Raw genomic sequence first — 22,674 nt, 5'->3', positions numbered from 1 at the left:
CTTCAATATTGGATATTCAACATTCATTATTCGATATTAACTTTCTTCTATTACTCGTGCGCAAACTTATAGCCTACCCCTCTAACGGTTTGCAGGTATTGTGGCGAATCCGGGTTATCTTCAATTTTTTTACGGAGCCTTACAATGTGCATATCCAGCGTACGGGTATTAACGTCGGCGTTGTAACCCCAAACTTCCATCATCAATTCTTCGCGGTTAATAACCTTGTTGCGGTTTTTCAGGAAGTATAATAAAATGCGGTTCTCCAAAATGGTCAACTCAATTTTTTTGCCATCCTTAATTAAAAGGTGGGTGTTTGGATGGTGCTCCATATTGGCAAAACGGTAAGTCTCAGGCTTGTCATTGTTTAACGAGAATTTGATCTTGTTATCAATCATCGCCACCAGCACATCCATATTGTATGGTTTGGTAATATAGTCTGATACGCCGAAGTTATAAGCTTCAATCTTATCCACATCCTGCGCTTTGGCAGTCATCATAATCACCAGCTTATCAAAACCGTTTTTGCGGATATTTTCACAAACTTCCGATCCTTGTTTCCCGGGCAGCATCCAGTCTAACAATACAATGTCAGGGTTTTCTTCCATAATCATCTTTTCGGCATCATCACCGTTCGATGCTTCTAAAACGCGGTAACCTTCGGTCTGTAATCTTTCTGCAACCAGAAAGCGCAGGTTCTCATCATCTTCAACCAGCGCAATTTTTATCTCTTGATTCATATATTATATTTCGTATGGCAGGGTAACCGTAAACTCCGATCCCTGGTTAAGTTCGCTTTTAACAGTAATATCTCCGTTCATAAAATTAGCCAGTTCTTTACAAAATGCCAAACCCAGGCCAACACTACCGTTCTGATTGTATTTATTCTCTATCCGGTAAAACTTCTTAAATATATTTTTGATCTCGCTTTTGGGGATCCCAATGCCTTTGTCTATAAATGTAAATACAATATCCCGTTTTTCATGTATAACCCTTATGAACAATTCTTTATGCTGAGGGTGCGAATATTTATACGCATTCTCTATCAGGTTCTGAAAAATACTGCCCAGTAAAATGGGGTCTGTATAAAAGTTATAAACGTTATCTATCTGGTAATGGATGTTAAAATCGGGATATTTAATCCGGAAGGTTTCCATGTAACCCGTTACAAATTCTTCGAGGTTTACCTCTTTGCGCTTAATATTGATCGAGCGGTTTTCGATCTGGGTAAACGAAAGCAGCTTGTTCATCAGGTCATTAAGCCTATCGGCCTCCTCATCCAGTATCCGGCCGTAATGCTTACGCTGGCGTTCGGTTAGCTCTGCTTCACTACGCAGGTTCGAGCCTGCAATTTTAATTACGCTTACAGGCGTTTTAAACTCGTGGGTAAAGTTGTTAATGAAATCGTACTGTAGCCTGAACAGTTTAAGGTTGGTGCTCAGGTTACGGTAAATTAACCAACCGATAAACACCAGGAAGAAATAGATCAAAAACACAATAGCGGCAGTAGGCATAAACCGCCTGTTGATCTCGGCCTGCAAATAATCGCCCGATGACATAAAATACAACTTATAGTCGGACAATGCCCCCGGGAAAGCCAGTTCGGTAACAAACAATTGCTTGCTCTCATCATCAAGCGGGTCATATACTACAGGTTTTATGCTGATGTTCTGATACAGTTCTGGGTGGCTATTGGTAACATGCAGCGCATAAGGATCCAAGTAAAACGTCATCATGTTTTGTTTGTAAAATGATGTTGTTTCGCCTGTTTGCTGTAGTGTGCGGTAAGCCTTAATTTCCTGCCTGCGGGGTATGTTGAGGTAACTTACCTTATCCGGTTTAATGTCATAAAAAGTCTTGAATATCTCAACAGGATTGGGTGCCCTTGACGTATCGGCATTGGCAATATAATAGCTAAACTTAGCCGCCATTTGCCTGAAATCAATATCCTCCACATCCGGTTTACGAATGCCGGTTACACGGTTATTTTTGTTCAACTTATACTCGTAAATAGATTTTACGCTGATGCCCAGGCGATGCTTTTTAGACCCCGGCTCTATCGTCTCATTGCCAATACGTACATCATAAAAGATGGTGCGTTTTACAAAAGGATAATCTTTAAATACAGTAGTTGAATATTTGCCTGCCGATGCCGAATCGAGGTAGCCCTGGTAGGATGTGATCTCGTAAACCTTGTTGAGATATAGGTCATTATAGGGCTTAATGGTTTGCTCCAGCACATCTATTTTTTTGGAAGCAAACTCATTTTCTACATAACGTTCGGTAAGGTTGTATACGATAATAAGCGCCACAACAAGCGTTATCGATATCAAAACAAAGAAAGCGATAATCAGCGAGAAGTTTTTCTGGTAACCCTGTTGCTGTGGTTTCATAAGCTAACGTTTATGGTTTTCCCCGCATATTATCATCAAGGTATTTTTCTATATCAGTATACATTTGTGTCCGGTTGTGTTCACTGCGGAAATAGGTCCGCTCGTTCTCCTTTAGCACATAAGTAACGGGTACATTATGGCGTTTTAGCTCGCGCACATATTGGTTCAGCTCACTGATATTTGCCCTCGGGTCTTTCGCTCCCTGGAATATCAGCAATGGCGCTTTTATCTTATCAGCATGAAACACCGGCGATATGGCCCGCAGCTGGTCGGCATCAGTTTCGGGATTACCCACCATCTCGTAAGTCATTTTTAAATACGGTTTTAAAAACGGCGGCGCATCCTTAATATAGGTAAAAAAGTTGATTAGCCCATATTGCACCACCCCGCAATTATACAACTCGGGGTGGAACGACATGCCATACAAAGCCGAGAAACCACCAAAACCACTCCCAAATATGCCGATCTTTTTAGGGTTAGCTATTTTTTGTTTAATTAACCAATGTACACCATCGGTAATATCCTGCTGCACTTTGCCACCCACTTGCTTAAAGCCTGCACTATGGAAAGCCTTACCATACCCCACGCAGCCCCGGTAGTTAATCTGGAAAACAGCATAGCCGCGGTTGGCCAAAAACTGGGTTTCGGCATTGTAACCCCAACTGGTGCGGCTCCATAAATTATTGCGCAGCAACAATACAACTACAGGCAGGTTAGTTTTCTTCTCGCCCTGCGGCAGGGTTAAATATCCTTTAATTGTAAGCCCGTCTGATGCTTTAAAGCTTACAGGTTTCATACTGCAAAGCTCTTCGGGTTTAATGTCCGAGTTTACATCGCCCAGCTTGGTTAATTTCTGATTGTTGCTCTCGTATAAATAAAACGAGCCAGGGTTTATATCTGTACTGGTACTGATGATAAACTTTTCCTCCGCACTATCCCTGTCGGCTACCTTTACATCATTGCCGGGCAACTGCTTAATCAGGTTGTTATAAATATGCTCTGCGCTATCGTTTAAAAAGTGGATCTGCGCTTTATCATCGTTCCAGCTTACGTACTCAATCCGTCGGCTTTTTTTCGAGTAGCCCCAGTCTTCCACGTCGCCTTTATCGGTAGCAAACAGTACTTTTTCTTCGTGGCCGGTTTCTGCATTTATTTCAACCAGTGCAGCCTTGTCGCGGTTAATGTTAGAGATGGCGTAGAAATTATTTTTATCACCGGTAAATGCAATCGGCCTTACCAGATCTTTAAAATTATTTACGATGATAGGTTTAAACGGAGAGTTATCATCCTTACGGAAAAGGATGGTTTTATTTACCCCGTCAGACGATTGCACCAGCCTGATCCTTCCGTCAGCATCCGGGAACCAATCTGTTACATTACCGGGGTTAATCAAATATGGTTTTAATTCGCCGGTGCGGATATTGAGGCGGTAAACATCGGCATTGGCAGGGTCGCGCTTATTAATGCTACAGGTCAAAATATCAGGGTTAAACCTTCCCCTGTTTAGTACGGTAAACCTCACATTGGTACCAAATGAAAGCACATCGCGCAGTTTAAGCGTAGTTAAATCAAGGGCATAGATCTTCAGCTGGTCTAAGGCAATAACATCCTGGCTTATTACAATCTGGTTATTATAGGTCCACGAATAATCGCGCACGCCGTAGTCGGTAAACGAAGTGGCCATCACCTCCTTACCATCTGCTAATGTTTTAATGAATAGATTTTGCCTTTCTTTATACGGTTTTAAGTAAGAAATATACTTACCATCTGGCGATAACTTGAAGTAGGTTTCTTCGGGCGTTTTAAAGAAATCACGCACGGGTATTTGCCTAACCTGTTGTTGATGGCACGAGCTTATTGCGACAATAAATAGGCTTAGAAAAAATAATTTACAATGGTTTATCATGTTGCACTACCGGCTCTGCTCTTATTCAATTAGGTCAAATTAGGTAAATTTAATTAATCGCTGCAAAATTGTCACTACAATTTTACCCGTTTATAACGTTATTAATTACTGGTGAATGTATTGCATTTTATTAAGTATTTTTGATTGCAATGAAGCGATTTTACGCATTAATAGCCCTCAGCCTGCTTACCTGCCTAAAGGTACTTGCACAAACCGGCGATTTACAGCTGGCCCAGCAATATAACCTTAACGGCGAACAGCAAAAAGCGTTCGATATCTATCAAAAACTTTACAAACAGGATAATGAGAACTATTACAGCTATTATGTAAACAGCCTCATCAGTTTAAAAAAGTTCGACGAGGCCGAAAATATCACCAAAAAGCTTCAAAAAAAACATCCCACAGATTATCAGTACACTGTAGTGCTCGGCCGCATTTACCGCGAACAAGGTAACACTGCTAAAGCCGATGAGGTTTATGATAATCTTATTAAAAACCTGCCGCCCGACCAGTCGCTCATCAGCAGCCTTGCCGCCGAGTTTTACCAGGCCGAGAATGCGGAGTATGCCATCAAGATATTTTTACAAGGCCGTAAACTGTTGCATAATGACCAGCTGTATACGATGGAACTTATTAACCTTTACCGCTACAAACGCGATAAGGAAGGTTTAACCAATGAGTATCTCAATTTTTTACCCGCTAACCCCGGCTACTTAAACCAGGCCGAAAACATTTTTGCCACTGTTTATGAAGGTGAAGGTGATTATAATGTGCTGAAGTTCGAACTGCTGAAACGCATCCAGAAACAACCGGAGGTTACTATTTATGCCGATTTGCTTACCTGGCAATATATGCAGCAAAAGCAATATGACCAGGCGCTTAACCAGGCACTGGCGCTCAGCCGCAGGCGCGACGATAAAGGCAGCAGTATTTACGAGCTCTGCCGAACCCTTACCGGCGATGGTGCTTATGACGAGGCCATCCGTGGATATAACTTCATCATTGAGAAAGGCACTAAGGAAGACCCTTACTACATCCCATCAAAAATTGATTTGATTGATGTTAAAAACCTGAAGATAACCTCGGGCAAATACACCAATGCCGATCTGTTAGGCCTCGAACAAGATTATGCCAACCTGTTGCAAGAATTTGGACGAAACGCCAGCACTGCTTTTGCCATGCAGCGAATGGCCAACCTGCAAGCCTTTAAACTGCATAAATATAAAGATGCACAGAAGCTGCTGCAGGAAACTATTAACCTGCCTAATCTTCGCCCGCAATTGCTGTCTGCATGCAAGCTTGATCTGGGCGATATTTATCTGATGGACAACCAACCCTGGGAAGCTACATTGGTATACAGCCAGGTTGAGAAAGCTAATCCGGGCACACCAATTGGGCAGGATGCTACCTTTAGAAATGCCAAGCTTGCTTATTACACGGGCGATTTTACCTGGGCAAAAGGCCAGCTGGATGTATTAAAAGCAGCTACCTCACAGCTGATTGCCAATGATGCGCTTAACCTGTCGCTCATGATCACGGATAATACCACTTTTGATACTACAGGTAATGCCTTACGCATGTATGCCCGTGCCGATCTGTGGATTTTTAAGGAACAGCAGGAAAAAGCATTGACGACATTAGATAGCATCGATAAAAAATATTCCGGCAATTCACTGGCCGATGATATACTGATGGCCAAAGCACGGATCTACATCCAACGAAAAGATTACCCTACCGCAGTTACTGCACTCAAGCAAATTGCCGAAGACCATAAGTTTGACCTCTGGGCCGATGACGCTGTTTACATGCTGGGCGATATTTATGAAAACCAGCTGAACGATAAAGTACAGGCCAAAACTTATTATCAGAAAATTATTACCGATTACCCCGGCAGCCTGTGGATTAACGAGGCCCGTAAACGTTTCAGATTATTACGGGGAGATAAGCCCGACAGTTCGTCTTAATTTATATTTTTGTACTGATGATCATTTATAACGAAACTTTTGTGGTTGACGAAGCTGTGCATGAGCAATGGCTGGCATGGGTAAAGGCAAACCACATTGCCAACATTATTGCCACCGGCGATTTTCAATCCTTCCAGATACTTAAAGTGCTTAATTCGCCTAACGAAGGTGTAACTTATTGCATCCAATATTTAACGGATGACGTAAGTAAGTATGAGCATTTTATGCTGTACCACATGAACCCAATTCATATTGACCATAATGCGCAATTTGAAAACAAGTTTGTGCTGTTTAACACACTAATGGAAAAAATATAACCAAGCAATGAACGTTACCACTACCCACATAGAAGGTTTACTGATATTAGAACCGCGCATTTTCCCTGATGATCGCGGCTACTTTTTTGAAAGCTACAACAAAAAGAAATTTGCAGAAGCAGGTATCGATGTTGATTTTGTACAGGATAACCAATCATTCTCGCACAAAGGGGCATTACGCGGCTTGCATGGCCAGGCCAATCCATTTGCTCAAGGCAAACTGGTGCGCGTATTACAGGGCAGGGTATTGGATGTAGCGGTTGATATCCGTAAAAGCTCACCTACCTATGGCCAGCATATCACTGCCGAATTAAGTGGCGAAAACAACAAACAGTTTTGGATCCCCCCGGGCTTTCTACACGGTTTTGTAACATTGGAAGACAATACCATTTTTACCTACAAGGTAACCAACTTCTACGATAAAGCATCAGAAATAGGTGTGATCTGGAACGACCCATCATTGGGCATCGGCTGGGGTATTGCAGATACAGAGGTATTACTTTCACCAAAAGATGAGGTATTGCCGAAATTTGAGGATTTTGTGAGTCCGTTTTAAGGAGTAGCAGTGGCGAGTGGCGGTAGCAGCAACCTTTAGAGCTAATAAATCATTTAGTATTGTTGGTATTGGCTTAGTACTTACCGGCGATATTATTAATGGCGAAATTAGTGTTGGAAACCTAATCAAAGTTGTCGACAATAATATCACTGCTATTTATGAGATTGATGCTGTAGAATATGTTGACTATTCAGGCCCACAACAGTCTGAAATAGGCTTAATAATTAAAGTTATTGATCCATCTTTAGAAATCGATCTAAACTCTATTTCAGGTAAAACGATTACAGTTTTTGATAAACTTTGATTTTGTCTGCGAGGAGAGTAACAACGTGACAATGCTTTTTGATCTGCATAGCTACTAGATTGCTTCGTACCTAGCAATGACAAATTTAAAGGCATATACTGCTACTGCAACTAAACAAACTGCCACTCCTCCTCTACTTCACTCTCAAATCCTTCGGCATCCTGCCGTGCAGTAAAAACTCGGCCCAGTTAGGGTTGCCATTACTACGGGCAGTTTCTGAGGCCGTTTTCCAATCATAGGTTACGTGTACCTGTTCTATATTAACATGAGTGCCGGTTATATCAACAATAGCGTACTTAGCATGTGGCGTCATCGATTCCATGGCGAAGCGGTGCTGGTACTTCTCTGAACCTAAATAGGCCGGTAGCCCAACACTGCCCGGGTTCAGGATAATTTTATCGTTAGAGAGATAGATGGTGCGGTTTACGTGCGAGTGGCCGCATAGGATGATGCGCTCTTTAATATCTTTTACCTTCTCAATCAAATCTTCATCATTGTAAACAAATACGCCATTAGCAGTTACTTCTTCCAGCAGGTATTCGTTATCGCATTCGGGAGTGCCGTGGCAAATAAAGAAGGTACCATCACAGGTGGCAGTTAAAGGCAGTTCTTTGATCCATTCGATAGTCTGTTGAGATAACTCGCCTTTAACCCGTTGCATTTCCGGCTTATCAGACTTCATACCATCGCGTTCCAGGCTTTCCAGTATAGCACGGTCGGTATTGCCACGGATGTTGATCATCGAGTTCTCACGTAAAACCTGCGCTACACCTTCCGGCTCCAAAGCGCCATAGAAATGATCGCCCAGGTTAATAATGGTCTCAATCTCGCGCGATTTAATATCCTTTAAAACGGCCAGCAAGGCATGCAGGTTTCCGTGTATGTCTGAAATGATGGCGTATTTCTTCATAGAAATAAATATACATAAAGCCCTCCCTTCGGGGAGGGTTGGGAGGGGTTATTTTGTAATTAAATTATACAGTTCATCCAGTTTTGGTGTCAGCACAATTTCAATCCGTCGGTTACGGGCACGGGCTTCAGGTGTGTTGGCCGGATCAATCGGTTGAAACTCGCCTTTACCTGTGGCAGTAATTCGTTTCGGGTCCATGTTTTCCGTCTCTACCATATAACGGCTTACCGATGTGGCGCGCAGTACGCTCAGGTCCCAGTTATCTTTAATCTGGCCCAGGTTCAATACACGCTTATCGTCTGTATGCCCTTCAATCGCCAGGTTAATATCCGGCTCTTTATTCAGCACTGCGGCAACTTGTTTTAGGGCAGCTTTACCTTTATCATCAATCACAATACTGCCTGACGGGAACAACAATTTATCAGTCAGCGACACATAAACCTTCCCGTTACGGATATCAACCGTTAAACCACTTTGCTGGAAACCCAATAAGGCCTGTTGCAATTTGGCTTTCAAAGCATTGGTGGCTTCATCGCGGCGTTTTAAAATATCTTCCACCTCTTTCAGGCGTGCCTCACGTTGTTGCAAATCGGTTGATAGTTTGTTTACCTGAGATGAGCTTTTATGCAGTTTACTATTGGCCTCGGTATAACTTGCATTCAGCATATCATAGCCATCCTGCAGCTCATTAAACTTTCTTTTCTGCTCGCTCAATTCACCGTGTAAGCGGGCGGTATCGGCTTTTAATTGATCTACCTGTGCTTCCAATGATGTGGTACGTGTAGATAGTGAATCGCGCTCGGCTACCATTGCTTTGTAGCTTTTAGTTGAGAGTATTTTACATGAGTGCATACTTACGCACAATACGGCAGCGGCTAATAAATACTTTAGTTTTATCATAGGTTAAAAGAATTAGGCAATAGCATTATTCAGAAAATCATTCAGCGGATATATTTTGGCCAATACATCTGCAACCACTTGAGGACTGTTGGCTTTTTGTATGGCAGCATCGGTAAAAGTATGCATGCCGATAAAATCCTTTATTTTCAGCAGACTAATATCCGGGTGAGTGGGCTCATACCCTCTCGGTAGGGTTTTTAAACTATTTTCATTTCGGATGTTGCCAAATAATTTCAGATATTCCGGATTATCAACAATTCCTTTTAATTCAGCCGCATTGTAATCAATTTCCTGGCGGATGGCTTTAATATGCTCTGCTGTTGGCTGCCAGTATCCGCCCCCGGCGAAAGAACCTCCGGGCATAATATGAATATAATAACCGGTAGTGTCCTTACTGGCATTAAGTGAAGACAGCCCAATACCAAAGTGATTCTTATAAGGCGTTTTATCTTTACTGAAACGGATGTCGCGATAAATGCGCTTTACTGCTTTCTTAGGGTCGGCATCAGCAACGCCGGGATCTGTTTTGGCCAGTTCCTTAATCATGGCAGCGGTAAAGTCGAGCACGTTTTCGCGTGCAATGTCGTACCGGTCTTTATTATCCTGAAACCATTCGCGGTTATTGTTCAGGGTTACGTCTTTTAAAAAATTAAGCGTGTCCTGGCTTATCATCTGTATCTAAATAAGGCTGATAATGTACTTTTGGCGATAACCAATATAGTAAGATTATACGTGAATAGCGATAGTTAAACGGGGCCAGCAAGAAGCAGCCCCCCAGTATTGTTGCCAGATATAACCATGGCGATGTACTGTTTTGTGTGATAATATAAGTGAGCAAACCAATGGTAACTGCCTGCGATACATTGAGCGCATAGCTCACATACATGGCGGCATAAAAGTAACCTGGCTCTATCTCAAACTTCATCCCGCAATGCGGGCAGTAAATATTGGTACTATTTTTATCAAAGCCATACATGCTGCCGCTAAACATATTGCCCCGACGGCAACGCGGACATTTGCCCGCCATCATGGCTTTGTATTTGGGTGTTTGGCTCATTTAGGTTGATGTGAAATGATGAGGCAAACCTCAGACAGAAAATTAATTCAGGTGAATTTTTTGATCACGCATGTTTAGATCAACATCCTTGCGGCGATACTTTTTGTACCAGATCCAGGCGCATAAGCCTACGGCCAGGTAAGGGGCGGCCAGCAGGTACATAATACCATGGTTTAAGCCATTAGTTTCATTATGGCCGCTTTTAGAATTACTTTCAACCGTGGCAGTACACATGGCACATTGTGCTTTTGCATGCTGTGTTGTAGTTAATAAGCTTAGCGCAACAAACACAGTGGCGATCAACAATCTTAAGCTTTTCATAACGCAAATTTACGGTTAAGTATTTTAAAAATGGTAATATGGCGAAATCATCAAATAAACAATTACCCCGGTAACTGTAACGTACAACCATATAGGAAACGTCCATCTTACCAGTTTCTTGTGTTTAGCTACCTGCATTTGCAGTCCACGGTAAAAGCTCAGCAAAATTAATGGTAAAACACCAGCAGCCAATATAATGTGTGTAATCAAAATCACATAATAAACGTAACGCACGCCTCCGGCAGCAGCTTTCTCGGCAGCATCAACCACATGGTCGCCGTTTAAATCACCAAACTTGGTTTCAGGAGCCAGCCAATGGAATGTGATATACGACACCAGGAACAATGCTGATAAACAAAATGCAACGATATTGATAGTTTTATGAACCGCTACATCACCCTTGCGGATAAAGTATAACGAGAGCAGTAATAACACGCTGCAAGTACCATTTAACAAGGCATTGAGCTTGGGCAAAAAGATGGTGAAGGCAGGCAGCGGGTGCGGTACAGGGAGTATCTTCATGCTCAATATCACCACCACCACAAATACAAATATTGAGATACCGGCTACAAACCGGAAAATCAGTTTATCATTAGTAATCATTACAAATCAGGAGCTTTAATTTTTCTTAATTCTTCGGCAATCAATACTTTGATCTCATCATTCAGACGGTTCATATCAATTATGGATGTGCCCGAGTAATAGCCGCGGATACGCTTATCAGCATCAATTAACACCAGCTTATCGTCAACCACAAATTCATTATTACCGGCATGTGCGGCATTCACCAAAAAGCCCTTGGCTGCAAGGTTGTAGATGGTTGTAGTATCGCCGGTTAAAAACTGCCATTTAGCGCTTGATACCTGTTTGCCTGCATAAGCTTTTAATATAGCAGGCGAATCATGCATCGGGTCGACAGTGATCGAAACAAAGTGCAGCATTTTGTTATGCGCATAACCTTTTACCAAACTATCCAGGTTACTGTTTACCTGGTCGCAGATGGATGGGCAGTGCGTATAAAAAAATCCGGCAACGAAGATCTTGTTATCGAACGACTTCAGGGATACCGGTTGATTGTCCTGATCAACCAAGTTAAAATCGGGCAGCTTATGGTAAATGGTATCGGGGATATACTTACCGTGAAACTTATGGCCGGTTTGGGCAACCACTTTGGGTCCGTAAAATGGTAACGGCTTATAGCGGTTTTTACCCTTTGCGGTTAGCAAATAATATAAAAATCCCGGTACTGCTAGGATGAGTACCAGGATTAAAACCTTTTTAACGGTTGTATTTTTGTTCATTACGCCCTCAGATCGATCCAGTGGTGGCTTTCGTTAGTAAGTACCAGGATCAAACCGATGATGAACAGAACAGGCACAACCACTGCATATATTAAACCTACTTTCTCGAACTTTAAGTGCATAAAGTACGCGATAATGTAGAATGCTTTAAATAGCGTTAAAATGATATATACCGGGTTAGCAGCTTTAAGTGGGATAATACCGTGAGGTACCAGGTAAAGCGCTATGATAAATTCGATAGTAGTGATACCTAAAAGGATCCAGAATACTCCCCAGATTTTCTTTTTGGTCATTGATTCGTGCTCTTCGCCTTCGTGATGAGCTGCGTGTGTGTTTTCTGCTGACATATAATTGATCAGTTAATGTTTTATACTAAATAGAAGAAAGTAAATACGAATACCCAAACAAGGTCTACAAAGTGCCAGTAAAGGCCAACTTTTTCAACCATCAGGTAGCTGCCGCGTTTTTCGTAAGTACCCATTAATACGTTAACCAAAATAATGATGTTGATGATAACACCAGTAAATACGTGGAAACCGTGGAAACCAGTTATGGTAAAGAATAAGTTTGCAAACTGTTGAGAATAAGTTTTAGACAGGATATCGCCATGGTGGAAATACTCAGTCAGGTCTTTAGGGATACGTCCCCACCAGAAACCGTCCTGGTATAAGTGGTGCCACTCTAATGCCTGGCAACCTAAGAACATAAAACCACCAATTACAGTCAATACTAACCATATAGCTACTTCCTTTTTAGCACCACGATGGCCGGCTTCTACACCTAATACCATGGTTACAGAGCTCATGATGAGGATAAACGTCATGATACCCACAAATACAAGTGGAGCACCACCCTCAATAAGGCCGGGAACTGATTGGAAAACTAAATCGGGAGCCGGCCAGCTGTTTGAGCTGAAACGTAGGGCACCGTAAGCAATTAATAATGACGAGAAAGTGAAGGCATCTGATAACAGAAAAAACCACATCATTATTTTACCATATTCAACCGAGAATGGCGAGCGGCCGCCAGACCATGGTGTGGTTTTAACTTCGTCAATTGGTGATACTGCTGTACTCATGTGTACTTAAATAGAATTGTTTAACGTTGGTTCAAAAGTAAAAAAACATAGAGATAAATCCATATAATATCAAGAAAATGCCAAAATATTGATGACATGTCCATATTATACAAGTTCAGTACCTGGGGAGTATTTTTATATAATTTCACCAGGGTATTAATTAGTAACAACAAACCCGCCAAAATGTGTAGCAAATGCATGCCGGTAAACACATAAACGAAGGATTGTGAGGCATTAGGGTTGGTAAAATAGATACCGCCCTTAATTAAAAGGCTCCAGGCATAAACCTGCAACACAAAAAATATAACGCCAAGTGCTATTGTTGCCCATAAAAACAGGCGCTGCTTCTGAAACTGCAGGCGTTTAGCCGCGTTTGAAGCCAGAAATATCGTTAAGCTGCTTAGTACAATTACACCTGTACTAACTGCAAATATGTTAGGCATGTTAAAACCAAGGCCATGCCCCTTACCGCCGCTATAAACTATAAAGCCGCTGGTAAGCGCCATAAAAAACATAAACGATGTGAAAAGGAAAATCCACATGTTAAATTTTTTAGGTGCCAGGTTAAGCCTGTCTTTGTCTTGCTGTATCTGAGCCATCATTATCGCTTCCCTATAAAATCAAATAAAAACATTAACTGCACTACAGGCAGGTATAAAAATGAACCGAACATTAACGTACGTGCGGCTTTAATTTCTAAAGTGCGCATCAGGTTAAATGCCTGGTATAAAAATATTAAGCTGCATATCAATGATACACCGCCAACGTAATAACCGCCATAACCAAAATAAGTAGGTAACAGGCTCACAGGCAATAAGATCAACGCCGTAGCAAAGGTAACTATTGCACTTGTTAAATCGCGCTTTCCGGTAGGTAAAAGTCTGAACCCGCCCAGCTTATAATCATCATCCAGCACCCATGCCAAAGCATAAAAGTGAGTAAACTGCCACATAAACTGGATACCGAAAAGTATCAGGGCAATTTCATCAATTTTTGGATGCGCAGCCACGTAACCAATAAGCGGTGGCAATGCACCCGGTATAGCACCTACAAATACTGCAATTGGCGATTTACGCTTTAACGGCGTATAAGCAAAAGCATACAGGATGATTGAGAATACAGACAGGAAACCTGTCAGCAAATTCAATCTGCCCAGTAAATAAGTACCTGCTAAGGCCATAAATAAGCCTATAACCAGTGCCTGACCTGTCGTCATCCTTTCAGATGGCAGTGGACGGTCAGAAGTACGGGTCATTAACTTATCCAAGTCCTTCTCTATAATTTCGTTAAAGCAGTTGGCCGCACCTGTTACCAGGAAACCGCCAACAATCAACATCGCCCAGTTGGTCCAGTTGATATGCCCCCAGCCTATATAATGAATCTCTTCTTCATTAGTAACCCTACTACCTATTAAAAAAGATATAGAGGCCGAGAAAACCACCAGAAGAGTTAGTCTGAGTTTAACCAGGTTCTTAAAATCTTTAAAACTCATATCTTTCCTCCCTTCACCCCTGCCGCTTTTTGCAAATTAAGCAACAGATAAAATTGCGCGCCAAAAACTAGGCTCGCCAGTAAAATGTGTGCTGCCTGTGCAAATGGTGGCAACATCCAATACGATAAAACAACGCCGGTTACAATCTGCAGCAATATCATCAGAAATGTAAAACTCATCAGTTGCTGCGGCACCGAATGTCTGTTATAGTTCTTACGGATCAAACCGTATAAGATCACATTGATCACCAAAACACCGATAGCCAATGTACGGTGGTTGGCAAATACAGCACCTACACTATTAATCCAATCTTCGCGATAGCCTTGCAAATGGTTTGATACCGCGTCAATTTCTTCACGCACATCTGTACCGATCACAATCTGCACAATACTGATGATTAGTGAAATGATCGCTATTGTAATCACCAACCCATTCACCTTGTTGCTTTGCTTATTATAAGTAAGCGCCAAATGATAGGTATAAATGCTGATAGCCAAAATAGCCAGTGCTAACAGCATGTGTACAGTAACTATCCAGCTGGTTAAGTTGGTTGATACCACAATGGATCCCAACCATCCCTGAAAACCTACCAGTATCAGGTTAATAATACTTAATACAGGAATCAGCTTTACATCATTGCGGTAGCTGAACGAATAAACCAGCGTTAATATCATTGCAAAACCTGCAATTACACCAACCAAACGGTTTGCATATTCTGTCCAGGTATTGGCGGCGTTAAAATCTTCAGGTATTAAAATAGATTTGTCTTCGCGGATGCGTTTGGCCAGGTTACTGTATCCAAATACATCTAGTGTTCTGGCAAAGCGAAGGTTCTTTTTAACCCTGCCGGCTACATAAGCCTGCTTGTAATCTTTAGGTAACTGAGAAACGTCAGTAGGCGGTACGTACCGTCCAAAACATTTAGGCCAGTCGGGGCAACCCATTCCAGATCCACTACTACGCACAATGCCACCAGCCAAAATCACAGCAAAAAGCGAAACAATTGCGATCAGATTGACCCTCTTAAATTTTGTCCGCTGCGATGATTTACTCATTTATTATCTAATTCCTCAAAAAAATTAGGGTATCCGGTCCGGTAAATGTAACGGCGCAGATACCCTAATATATATTCAGATCAACGACCCGATTATTTTACTTCTTCGTTTACTTTTTGTGTTTTTAACCACTCATTGTACTGGGTTAAACCAGTAGGGTTATCTTCAAAATCATGCGGCAAGTTCGACGTCATGGTTTGAGAATAAGGAGTAGTTTGCGGAATAAAATCTTCCTCAGCACCTGGTTTGCTGTAGTCGTACGGCCAACGGTAAACAGTTGGCAATTCGCCTGGCCAGTTACCATGGATACGCTCAACCGGGGTAGTCCACTCTAAAGTTGTAGAACCCCAAGGGTTTTGAGTAGCTTTTTTACCGAAGAATATTGAATAGAAGAAATTGAACAAGAAAGCAACCTGTGCCACAGCCGACATGATAGCCGCCCACGTGATAAATGTATTAACAGATAACCATTGTTTTAATGATTCAATTTCAGTGAATGCATAGTAACGGCGAGGTACACCATCCAAGCCCATGAAGTGCATTGGGAAGAATACCAGGTAAGCACCAATGAAAGTTAACCAGAAGTGCAGGTAACCTAATTTCTCGTCCATCATACGGCCGAACATTTTAGGGAACCAGTGGTAAACACCGGCAAGCATACCAAATATAGCCGCAGAACCCATTACTAAGTGGAAGTGGGCAACTACGAAATAAGTATCGTGTAAGTTAATATCTAACGCTGCGTTACCTAAGAAGATACCAGTGATACCGCCTGAGATAAAGAATGATACTAAACCGATAGCAAACAACATCGCAGGTGTAAAGCGGATGTTACCGCGCCATAAGGTAGCTAACCAGTTAAAGGTTTTTACTGCCGATGGAACCGCGATAATCAACGTAGTGATCATAAACACACCGCCCAGGAACGGATTCATACCCGTTACAAACATGTGGTGACCCCATACGATAAATGATAATACAGTAATACCGATCAGAGAGTAAACCATTGCATGGTAACCGAAGATTGGTTTACGTGCATTTACCGACATAACCTCTGAAGAGATACCCATTGCAGGCATAATTACGATATATACCTCTGGGTGACCAAGGAACCAGAATAAGTGCTGGAACAGGATTGGGCTACCACCTTCGAAGTTCATCACCTGGCCTTGTACAACAATTTCTGATAAGTAGAAACTGGTACCGAAGCTACGGTCAAATACTAACAATACAACACCCGCAACCAGTACAGGGAATGCAAGGATACCCAGGATAGCAGTTAAGAAGAACGCCCAGATAGTTAAAGGCATTTTCCAAAGGTCCATACCTTTTGTACGCATGTTTAATACAGTACTTACGTAGTTGATACCACCCATTAACTGAGAAGCAACAAACAGCACCATACTGATTAACCACAAGGTCATACCTTCTGCCGAACCCGGCATTGCTTTAGGTAAGGCAGATAATGGAGGATAAATTGTCCAACCACCACCGGCAGGGCCTTTTTGCACAAAGAATGATGCTAACATGATCACACTGGCAGTAAAGAACATCCAGTAAGAAAGCATATTCATAAATGGTGAAGCCATATCGCGGGCACCTAACTGGAAAGGGATAAGCAAGTTACTGAAAGTACCGCTCAAGCCTGCAGTTAACACGAAGAATACCATGATGGTACCGTGTATAGTTACCAGTGAAAGGTAAAAGTTTGGATCTAAACGTCCGCCTGGTGCAAAACGGCCTAACAAAGTTTCCAGTAAAGGAAAGCTTTTGTCCGGGTATGCTAACTGGATACGGAACAGGATAGAAAGGAGCATCGCGATAACCGCCATAATAATACCTGTGATCAGGAATTGTTTGGCGATCATTTTGTGATCCTGGCTAAATATATATTTAGTTATAAAAGTTTCTTTATGGTGATGTCCATGATCGTGATCATGATGTTCAACTCCGTGATGATCGTGAACTGCTAATGTTGACATAATAGCTACTCCTGAATATTAATTATTAAATGCTAACCTGTTTTGTACTCCACTCTGTTGCGGCTGAGTTGCGTCAGCCATTTTCAGCTCTTTTTTAAGAGCATCGTTCAGATATGGTTTTTGGTGCGAAAGCCAATCCTGGTATTCTGCCTCAGTTACAACCCTTACAATTTTTTGCATATTGTAGTGACCGCCACCGCAAATTTTGTTGCAATATAAGTGATACTCAAAATCTGACTTATCAAGTCTATTACGCATATCTGCAGTAGTAATGGTTGGTGTAAATTTGAAGAAGGTTGGTAAACCAGGTACAGCGTTCATTTGCAAACGGAAGTTTGGCATGTACACACTGTGGATCACATCCTGTGCTATAATGTTTAAGCGGATTGATTTATTAACCGGTAATACGATAGTATCAGCGTTAATATCATCCAAACTGTTACGATCTTTAAAATCAAGACCTACTTTGTTTGTACCGCTAACCAGTTTATAGTTTTTCATACCCAGTTTACCATCTTTTCCAGGGTAGCGTACTTCCCATGCAAATTGGTGACCGGTTAAGTCGATGTTAATTGAAGCTGGTTCGCCTTTAGCATCAACTGTGTTAGTGATTGATCTCCAGGTGAAGAAACCAAATATTACCAATACCGTTAAAACGATAGCCGGAGCAACAGTCCATATTTTTTCGATGGTATTGTTGTGCGGCAGGTAATAAGCTCTGCGTTTATCAGAACCACGATAAATGAAGGCAAACGTAAACAGTAATATCTGTGTACCGATAAATACAACAACGGTAATACCGAAGGTAGTCCAGAACATGGTATCGATAGTTTTACCGTGCAGTGAAGCTGCTTCCGGCAAAATCATACTGCCTTGTACAGTAAACGACCAGTATACACCCACTAAGCCAACAACAAGGAATGCTATACAAAGCACCCCCATTACGTTGTTCCACTTAATGCCTGGTTTACGTTGTAATTTTAAGGTTAAATCATAAACCTGCAGTATTTTACCAATAATGCCTACAGCAAAGCATACTACTAAAAACAGTAGCACGTAGTAAGATACGCCTGTCCATACAGACGGGGCAGAATCGCTACCTGGGGCTGCTGCAGTAGTTGCATCAGCGGCCATCACCATACTGGTTCCAGATAACATCAGAACGCCGAACAGCGATAGTATTTTATTATTTATCAGTTTTTTGAATGCCATTTTAATAGATCGTGTTTGGTATTCTCAATGAATTACAAAGTTAGCAAATATTATATTTGATGATGAAGGCTCTCGTCCATAAATGGATGTTTAGCCGGTGCCAGTGATTTAAACTTGCTTAATGCGTTAAGCATCAGGAAGCTAAATAAACCTGCGAAGCCAACAAAAATACAGATCTCCTGAACACCAAATTGTCTTAGCGGGCCTACTGTACCTGGCATAATCATCAGGTAGTAATCTAACCAGTGACCGATGATCAATACGATACATACAGTTATCATACGGGTATAGTAACGTTTTGCGTCGCGAGACATCAGCATAAATAATGGTGCGCAAAAGTTCAATATAATGTTTAACCAGAACCACCATTTGTACTCAGGCTCCCATCTTTTGTAAAAGTATACACTCTCCTCAGGCATGTTAGCATACCATGTTAAGAAGAATTGTGCAAACCATACATAAGTCCAGAAAATAGAGAAACCGAAGATCAGTTTACCTAAGCTGTGGATATGGTTCTCAGTGATCCAAGGAAAATAACCGCTTTTCTTTAATAAGATTAAGGTAAGCGCCATGATAGACAAGGTTGCAACGTGTAAGGCTGCTAAGTTATACCAACCGAACATGGTAGAGTACCAGTGTGCTTCTAATGACATGATACCATCGAAAGCAAATACAGGGTAAGTAAAGCCAAATACTACTAAGAAGATCAGTGATATTTTAAAGCTTTTGCTGTAGTTGCTCATGCCGCCCATTTCATCCTCTAACTGAGAGTATTTTACCAGCATCAAACCAAAAGCGGTATATGCCACGAGGAATACAACGATAGCGCCTACGAAAGACGGGATACTTAACACAGCAGATTTACCGGCAATAATAGCATCATAGTTCTCGCTGCCAGGGGTGGTTAAACCGTGGGTAGCCCAGTGTGCATACAAATAAGGTGCAACAACCGTTTTACCTTCTTCAACAATGTTGTGGGTAGTAAATAACCCGGCTAATACAACCAATACAAAAATCAATGCTGCAATTGGTAATACACGCACAAATGCTTGCGGTATCCTTAAAAAAGCTGCAGACCAGCCTGCTTGCGCTGCATACTGATAAGCAAGGAAAAACACACCGCCTATACAGATACATACAAAGTAGTAGCTCATCAGCAATAAGTTAGAGAATGTACGCTGTACACCCATTTCGCTATGATCTAACAAAAAGCCGTACAAAATGCCAAGTACACCTATAACAATGCCTATTAAGCTCCAGGTTTTTGCCTTACCTGCAAACTCAAATCGTTCATTAAAACTATATTCAGTTTTCATCAATTAATACTTATAAGGTTTGTAAATGGTGAACATACAATACTACTTTCCAGCGCTCCTCTGGCGATAATTGCGATGCGTAAGAACCCATTGCGTTTACTCCATAAGTAATTGTATGATAAATTTTACCGTCAGTCAGGTCTTTCATTGCGCCACCGCGAGATGATTGCCCTTTTGAATATGACGGAGGAGCAGGGAAGCCGTGCGCCACAACTGTACCATCACCCTGGCCTGTTGCGCCGTGGCATGGAGAGCAGAAGTGAGAAAACAATACTTCACCTTCTTGAAAATTAGCCGGCGTGTTTTTAAGCGGGTTTTGTACCTCGCCGCTGGCCTTCTCATAACCATCACGCGTGTTCGGATAATCAAAACGTGTAAAGCCCAATGGGATGGTACCTGCCGGAGGAACCTGAGCTGTTTTACCGTCCTTAAAATTCGGATTTTTCTGATCCGGATCGTAAGCGATATGTTCGTACATATTGGGAGCATACTCCCATCCGGTACTTTTCTTGTCTTTACAAGATGTAACCAAAATGGTAGCAGCAATAGTAATAGCTGTTAAACCCAATATTCTAAATTTATTCATAGCTAACATATTTTCTGTCGTTATGCTTTACTTCAACTGCACCAGCCTCTTGTAAGATTTTGGTGATATCATCATGCGGTATATTTCCTTTGGCGTCAATGGCAATCACAAAGCGATCGTCAGTTGCACGCAGGTCCATTACACGTGGCGCACGGCCAGGGAAAAGGTGCGATGCAAAGAAGAAGGTAAATACCATACCAAAGGCGGTCCATAAAATAGTCCACTCAAAAGTAAACGGTACAAAATCCGGCATGGCAAAGTGTGGTTTACCGCCAATGTTCATTGGCCAGTCGTGCACTAAAGTGTAATAAACAATACTGAAAATTACACTACCGCCCAAGCAACCGAAGCAAAATGCAGCATAACCCAAGCGAGATTCTTTGACACCTAATTTATCCTCAATACCGTGAATTGGCATCGGGGTATACACATCATAGATCGGAACACTGTTTTTTTGCAATTTTTCGATCCCATGCATCATTTCATCCGGGTCATCGAACAGACCCAATATCATTTTAGTGTTGCTCATGGTTTATACTTTATCGTAATCGGCCAGCTCAACGCTGTCGAATTTTTGTAATGACTCTTTATAAAATTCTACTTGTTCCGGATCAAGGTGACCTTCTTTAATCAGTTTCAGTTTAGCCTGCTCGCTTGAAGTTTTCAGTAACAGTTTCACCTCGGCAATTGCCACAGAAGGTAATACGCGGATAAACAACAGGAACATGGTAAAGAATAAACCGATTGATCCCACGAAGATACCAACGTCAACCCATGTAGGGTAAAACATTACCCAGCTTGATGGCAGGTAATCACGGTGTAATGAGGTAACGATAATTACGAAACGCTCAAACCACATACCAATGTTTACAATGATTGAAAGAACCCATGATGCAGGAATGCTTAAACGGATTTTTCTGAACCAGAATAACTGTGGGGTGATAACGTTACAAGTCATCATACTCCAGTATGCCCACCAGTATGGACCGGTTGAACGGTTAATGAAAGCGTATTGCTCATATTCAACACCAGAGTACCATGCGATGAAGAACTCAGTGATATAAGCCACACCCACGATTGAACCTGTTAAGATGATGATCTTATTCATTGATTCGATGTGGAACATGGTGATATAGTTTTCCAGGCCTAAAACTTTACGGGCAATTAATAACAGGGTTTGCACCATGGCGAAACCTGAGAAGATTGCACCCGCAACGAAGTAAGGCGGGAATATGGTAGTGTGCCATCCTGGTTCCAATGACGTAGCAAAGTCAAAAGATACGATGGTGTGTACCGAAAGTACAAGTGGTGTAGAGATACCTGCCAGGATTAATGACACGGTCTCGAAACGCTGCCATGTTTTTACCGAACCAGTCCAACCAAATGATAAGATTGAATAAATACGGCGGCGAAGGCCTTTAGCACGGTCGCGGATGGCAGCGATATCTGGTAATAAACCGGTGTACCAGAATATTAACGATACAGAGAAGTATGTAGAGATCGCAAATACGTCCATCATCAAAGCTGAGTTCCAGTTCACCCATAAAGATCCGTATTGGTTTGGCAGTGGTAAAGTCCAATATGCTAACCAGGTACGGCCCATGTGACCGAAGATGTAAGTTGCCGCACAGATAACCGCAAAGATGGTCATCGCCTCAGCAGAACGGTTGATGGAGTTACGCCAGTTTTGGCGGAACAGTAACAATACCGCCGAGATCAGGGTTCCGGCGTGACCGATACCTACCCACCACACGAAACCGGTGATGTCCCAGGCCCAGCCCACTGTTTTATTTAAACCCCACTCGCCTATACCGTACCAGAATGTCCAGCTGATGGAAAATAACCAAACCATTGCACCCAGAGAGGCTACTGTAAAGCCTATCCACCATGCTTTGTTCGGTTTGTTTTCAACCGGAAACAGTACATCATTGGTAATCTGGGCATACGTGATGTTTTTACCCGTAATTAACGGTTCCCTGATTATTGATTCACTATGAGATGACATATATTAAAATCTCTTTTGT

At 42.0% G+C, this 22,674-nt stretch carries 25 protein-coding genes; 4 read left to right on the top strand and 21 right to left on the bottom strand.

The features are described from left to right. Positions 1–50: 50 nt before the first annotated feature. Genes PQO05_RS03155 through PQO05_RS03145 form a run of 3 tightly spaced genes read right to left on the bottom strand, consistent with a single transcriptional unit; the run spans position 51 to position 4,212 of the window. A complete protein-coding gene (locus PQO05_RS03155; protein WP_273631204.1) occupies positions 51–740 on the bottom strand; it encodes a response regulator transcription factor in 690 nt (229 codons plus the stop codon). A 3-nt stretch (positions 741–743) separates the two neighbouring features. Then, positions 744–2,393 (bottom strand): sensor histidine kinase, encoded by a 1,650-nt coding sequence (locus tag PQO05_RS03150; protein WP_273631203.1) that lies wholly within the window; start codon positions 2,391–2,393, stop codon positions 744–746. Between the two features lie 10 nt (positions 2,394–2,403). After that, complete coding sequence (locus PQO05_RS03145) at positions 2,404–4,212, bottom strand: alpha/beta hydrolase family protein (RefSeq protein WP_273631202.1); 1,809 nt, start codon at positions 4,210–4,212, stop codon at positions 2,404–2,406. Between the two features lie 236 nt (positions 4,213–4,448). Between PQO05_RS03145 and PQO05_RS03140 the strand changes: the two genes are divergently transcribed. From PQO05_RS03140 to PQO05_RS03125, 4 genes are read left to right on the top strand one after another with little or no spacing between them, the layout of a single operon-like run. Continuing rightward, positions 4,449–6,263, top strand: a complete 1,815-nt coding sequence (locus PQO05_RS03140; RefSeq protein ID WP_273631201.1) for a tetratricopeptide repeat protein — start codon at positions 4,449–4,451, stop codon at positions 6,261–6,263. A 17-nt stretch (positions 6,264–6,280) separates the two neighbouring features. Then, on the top strand, positions 6,281–6,580 hold the full coding sequence (locus PQO05_RS03135) for a DUF4286 family protein (protein WP_273631200.1): 300 nt from the start codon (positions 6,281–6,283) through the stop codon (positions 6,578–6,580). Positions 6,581–6,587: 7 nt separating this feature from the next. Continuing rightward, the gene (gene rfbC, locus PQO05_RS03130) at positions 6,588–7,136 is read left to right on the top strand and encodes a dTDP-4-dehydrorhamnose 3,5-epimerase (RefSeq protein WP_273631199.1); all 549 of its coding nucleotides are present in this window, start codon (positions 6,588–6,590) and stop codon (positions 7,134–7,136) included. A 16-nt stretch (positions 7,137–7,152) separates the two neighbouring features. Next, positions 7,153–7,440, top strand: a complete 288-nt coding sequence (locus PQO05_RS03125; RefSeq protein ID WP_273631198.1) for a hypothetical protein — start codon at positions 7,153–7,155, stop codon at positions 7,438–7,440. Positions 7,441–7,573: 133 nt separating this feature from the next. Here the strand turns inward: PQO05_RS03125 and PQO05_RS03120 are convergent, their stop codons facing one another. The 18 genes from PQO05_RS03120 to nrfD form a co-directional block, all read right to left on the bottom strand. After that, the gene (locus tag PQO05_RS03120; protein ID WP_273631197.1) at positions 7,574–8,350 is read right to left on the bottom strand and encodes a metallophosphoesterase family protein; all 777 of its coding nucleotides are present in this window, start codon (positions 8,348–8,350) and stop codon (positions 7,574–7,576) included. A gap of 48 nt (positions 8,351–8,398) precedes the next feature. After that, positions 8,399–9,250, bottom strand: a complete 852-nt coding sequence (locus PQO05_RS03115; RefSeq protein WP_273631196.1) for an OmpA/MotB family protein — start codon at positions 9,248–9,250, stop codon at positions 8,399–8,401. 12 nt (positions 9,251–9,262) lie between these two features. After that, positions 9,263–9,922: a DUF2461 domain-containing protein gene (locus PQO05_RS03110; RefSeq protein WP_273631195.1), complete on the bottom strand. Its 660-nt coding sequence runs from the start codon at positions 9,920–9,922 to the stop codon at positions 9,263–9,265. Continuing rightward, the gene (locus tag PQO05_RS03105; protein ID WP_273631194.1) at positions 9,900–10,307 is read right to left on the bottom strand and encodes a DUF983 domain-containing protein; all 408 of its coding nucleotides are present in this window, start codon (positions 10,305–10,307) and stop codon (positions 9,900–9,902) included. The genes PQO05_RS03110 and PQO05_RS03105 overlap by 23 nt, the downstream gene beginning before the upstream one ends. Before the next feature lie 42 nt (positions 10,308–10,349). Beyond that, positions 10,350–10,628: a hypothetical protein gene (locus PQO05_RS03100; protein WP_273631193.1), complete on the bottom strand. Its 279-nt coding sequence runs from the start codon at positions 10,626–10,628 to the stop codon at positions 10,350–10,352. Between the two features lie 24 nt (positions 10,629–10,652). Then, complete coding sequence (locus tag PQO05_RS03095; protein ID WP_273631192.1) at positions 10,653–11,231, bottom strand: DUF420 domain-containing protein; 579 nt, start codon at positions 11,229–11,231, stop codon at positions 10,653–10,655. After that, a complete protein-coding gene (locus PQO05_RS03090) occupies positions 11,231–11,929 on the bottom strand; it encodes an SCO family protein (RefSeq protein WP_273631191.1) in 699 nt (232 codons plus the stop codon). Before PQO05_RS03090 ends, PQO05_RS03095 begins: the two co-directional genes overlap by 1 nt. Beyond that, the gene (locus tag PQO05_RS03085) at positions 11,929–12,276 is read right to left on the bottom strand and encodes a cytochrome C oxidase subunit IV family protein (RefSeq protein WP_273631190.1); all 348 of its coding nucleotides are present in this window, start codon (positions 12,274–12,276) and stop codon (positions 11,929–11,931) included. Before PQO05_RS03085 ends, PQO05_RS03090 begins: the two co-directional genes overlap by 1 nt. 20 nt (positions 12,277–12,296) lie before the next feature. Further along, positions 12,297–13,007 carry a cytochrome c oxidase subunit 3 gene (locus PQO05_RS03080; protein WP_273631189.1) on the bottom strand — a complete coding sequence of 237 codons (711 nt, stop codon included), beginning with the start codon at positions 13,005–13,007 and terminating at the stop codon, positions 12,297–12,299. A 20-nt stretch (positions 13,008–13,027) separates the two neighbouring features. Then, positions 13,028–13,609, bottom strand: coding sequence for a cytochrome c oxidase subunit 3 (locus PQO05_RS03075; RefSeq protein WP_337942458.1), 582 nt, complete (start codon positions 13,607–13,609; stop codon positions 13,028–13,030). After that, positions 13,609–14,499, bottom strand: a complete 891-nt coding sequence (cyoE, locus tag PQO05_RS03070; protein ID WP_273631188.1) for a heme o synthase — start codon at positions 14,497–14,499, stop codon at positions 13,609–13,611. Before cyoE ends, PQO05_RS03075 begins: the two co-directional genes overlap by 1 nt. Continuing rightward, positions 14,496–15,554 carry a COX15/CtaA family protein gene (locus tag PQO05_RS03065; protein WP_273631187.1) on the bottom strand — a complete coding sequence of 353 codons (1,059 nt, stop codon included), beginning with the start codon at positions 15,552–15,554 and terminating at the stop codon, positions 14,496–14,498. The genes cyoE and PQO05_RS03065 overlap by 4 nt, the downstream gene beginning before the upstream one ends. A gap of 92 nt (positions 15,555–15,646) precedes the next feature. Further along, positions 15,647–17,536, bottom strand: coding sequence for a cytochrome c oxidase subunit I (locus PQO05_RS03060; RefSeq protein WP_273631186.1), 1,890 nt, complete (start codon positions 17,534–17,536; stop codon positions 15,647–15,649). 18 nt (positions 17,537–17,554) lie between these two features. Continuing rightward, entirely contained in the window at positions 17,555–18,748 is a 1,194-nt protein-coding gene (locus tag PQO05_RS03055) for a cytochrome c oxidase subunit II (RefSeq protein ID WP_273631185.1), read from the bottom strand. Positions 18,749–18,798: 50 nt separating this feature from the next. After that, positions 18,799–20,064, bottom strand: a complete 1,266-nt coding sequence (locus PQO05_RS03050) for a quinol:cytochrome C oxidoreductase (protein WP_273631184.1) — start codon at positions 20,062–20,064, stop codon at positions 18,799–18,801. A 10-nt stretch (positions 20,065–20,074) separates the two neighbouring features. Then, on the bottom strand, positions 20,075–20,659 hold the full coding sequence (locus PQO05_RS03045) for a c-type cytochrome (RefSeq protein ID WP_273631183.1): 585 nt from the start codon (positions 20,657–20,659) through the stop codon (positions 20,075–20,077). Beyond that, the gene (locus tag PQO05_RS03040; RefSeq protein WP_273631182.1) at positions 20,643–21,179 is read right to left on the bottom strand and encodes a DUF3341 domain-containing protein; all 537 of its coding nucleotides are present in this window, start codon (positions 21,177–21,179) and stop codon (positions 20,643–20,645) included. Before PQO05_RS03040 ends, PQO05_RS03045 begins: the two co-directional genes overlap by 17 nt. Positions 21,180–21,182: 3 nt before the next feature. Continuing rightward, positions 21,183–22,655 (bottom strand): NrfD/PsrC family molybdoenzyme membrane anchor subunit, encoded by a 1,473-nt coding sequence (gene nrfD, locus PQO05_RS03035; protein ID WP_273631181.1) that lies wholly within the window; start codon positions 22,653–22,655, stop codon positions 21,183–21,185. Positions 22,656–22,674: the final 19 nt, after the last annotated feature.

Source organism: Mucilaginibacter jinjuensis, from assembly GCF_028596025.1.
In the GTDB taxonomy this organism is placed as follows: Bacteria; Bacteroidota; Bacteroidia; order Sphingobacteriales; family Sphingobacteriaceae; genus Mucilaginibacter; species Mucilaginibacter jinjuensis.
This window is presented reverse-complemented; position numbering and strand designations above follow the sequence as displayed.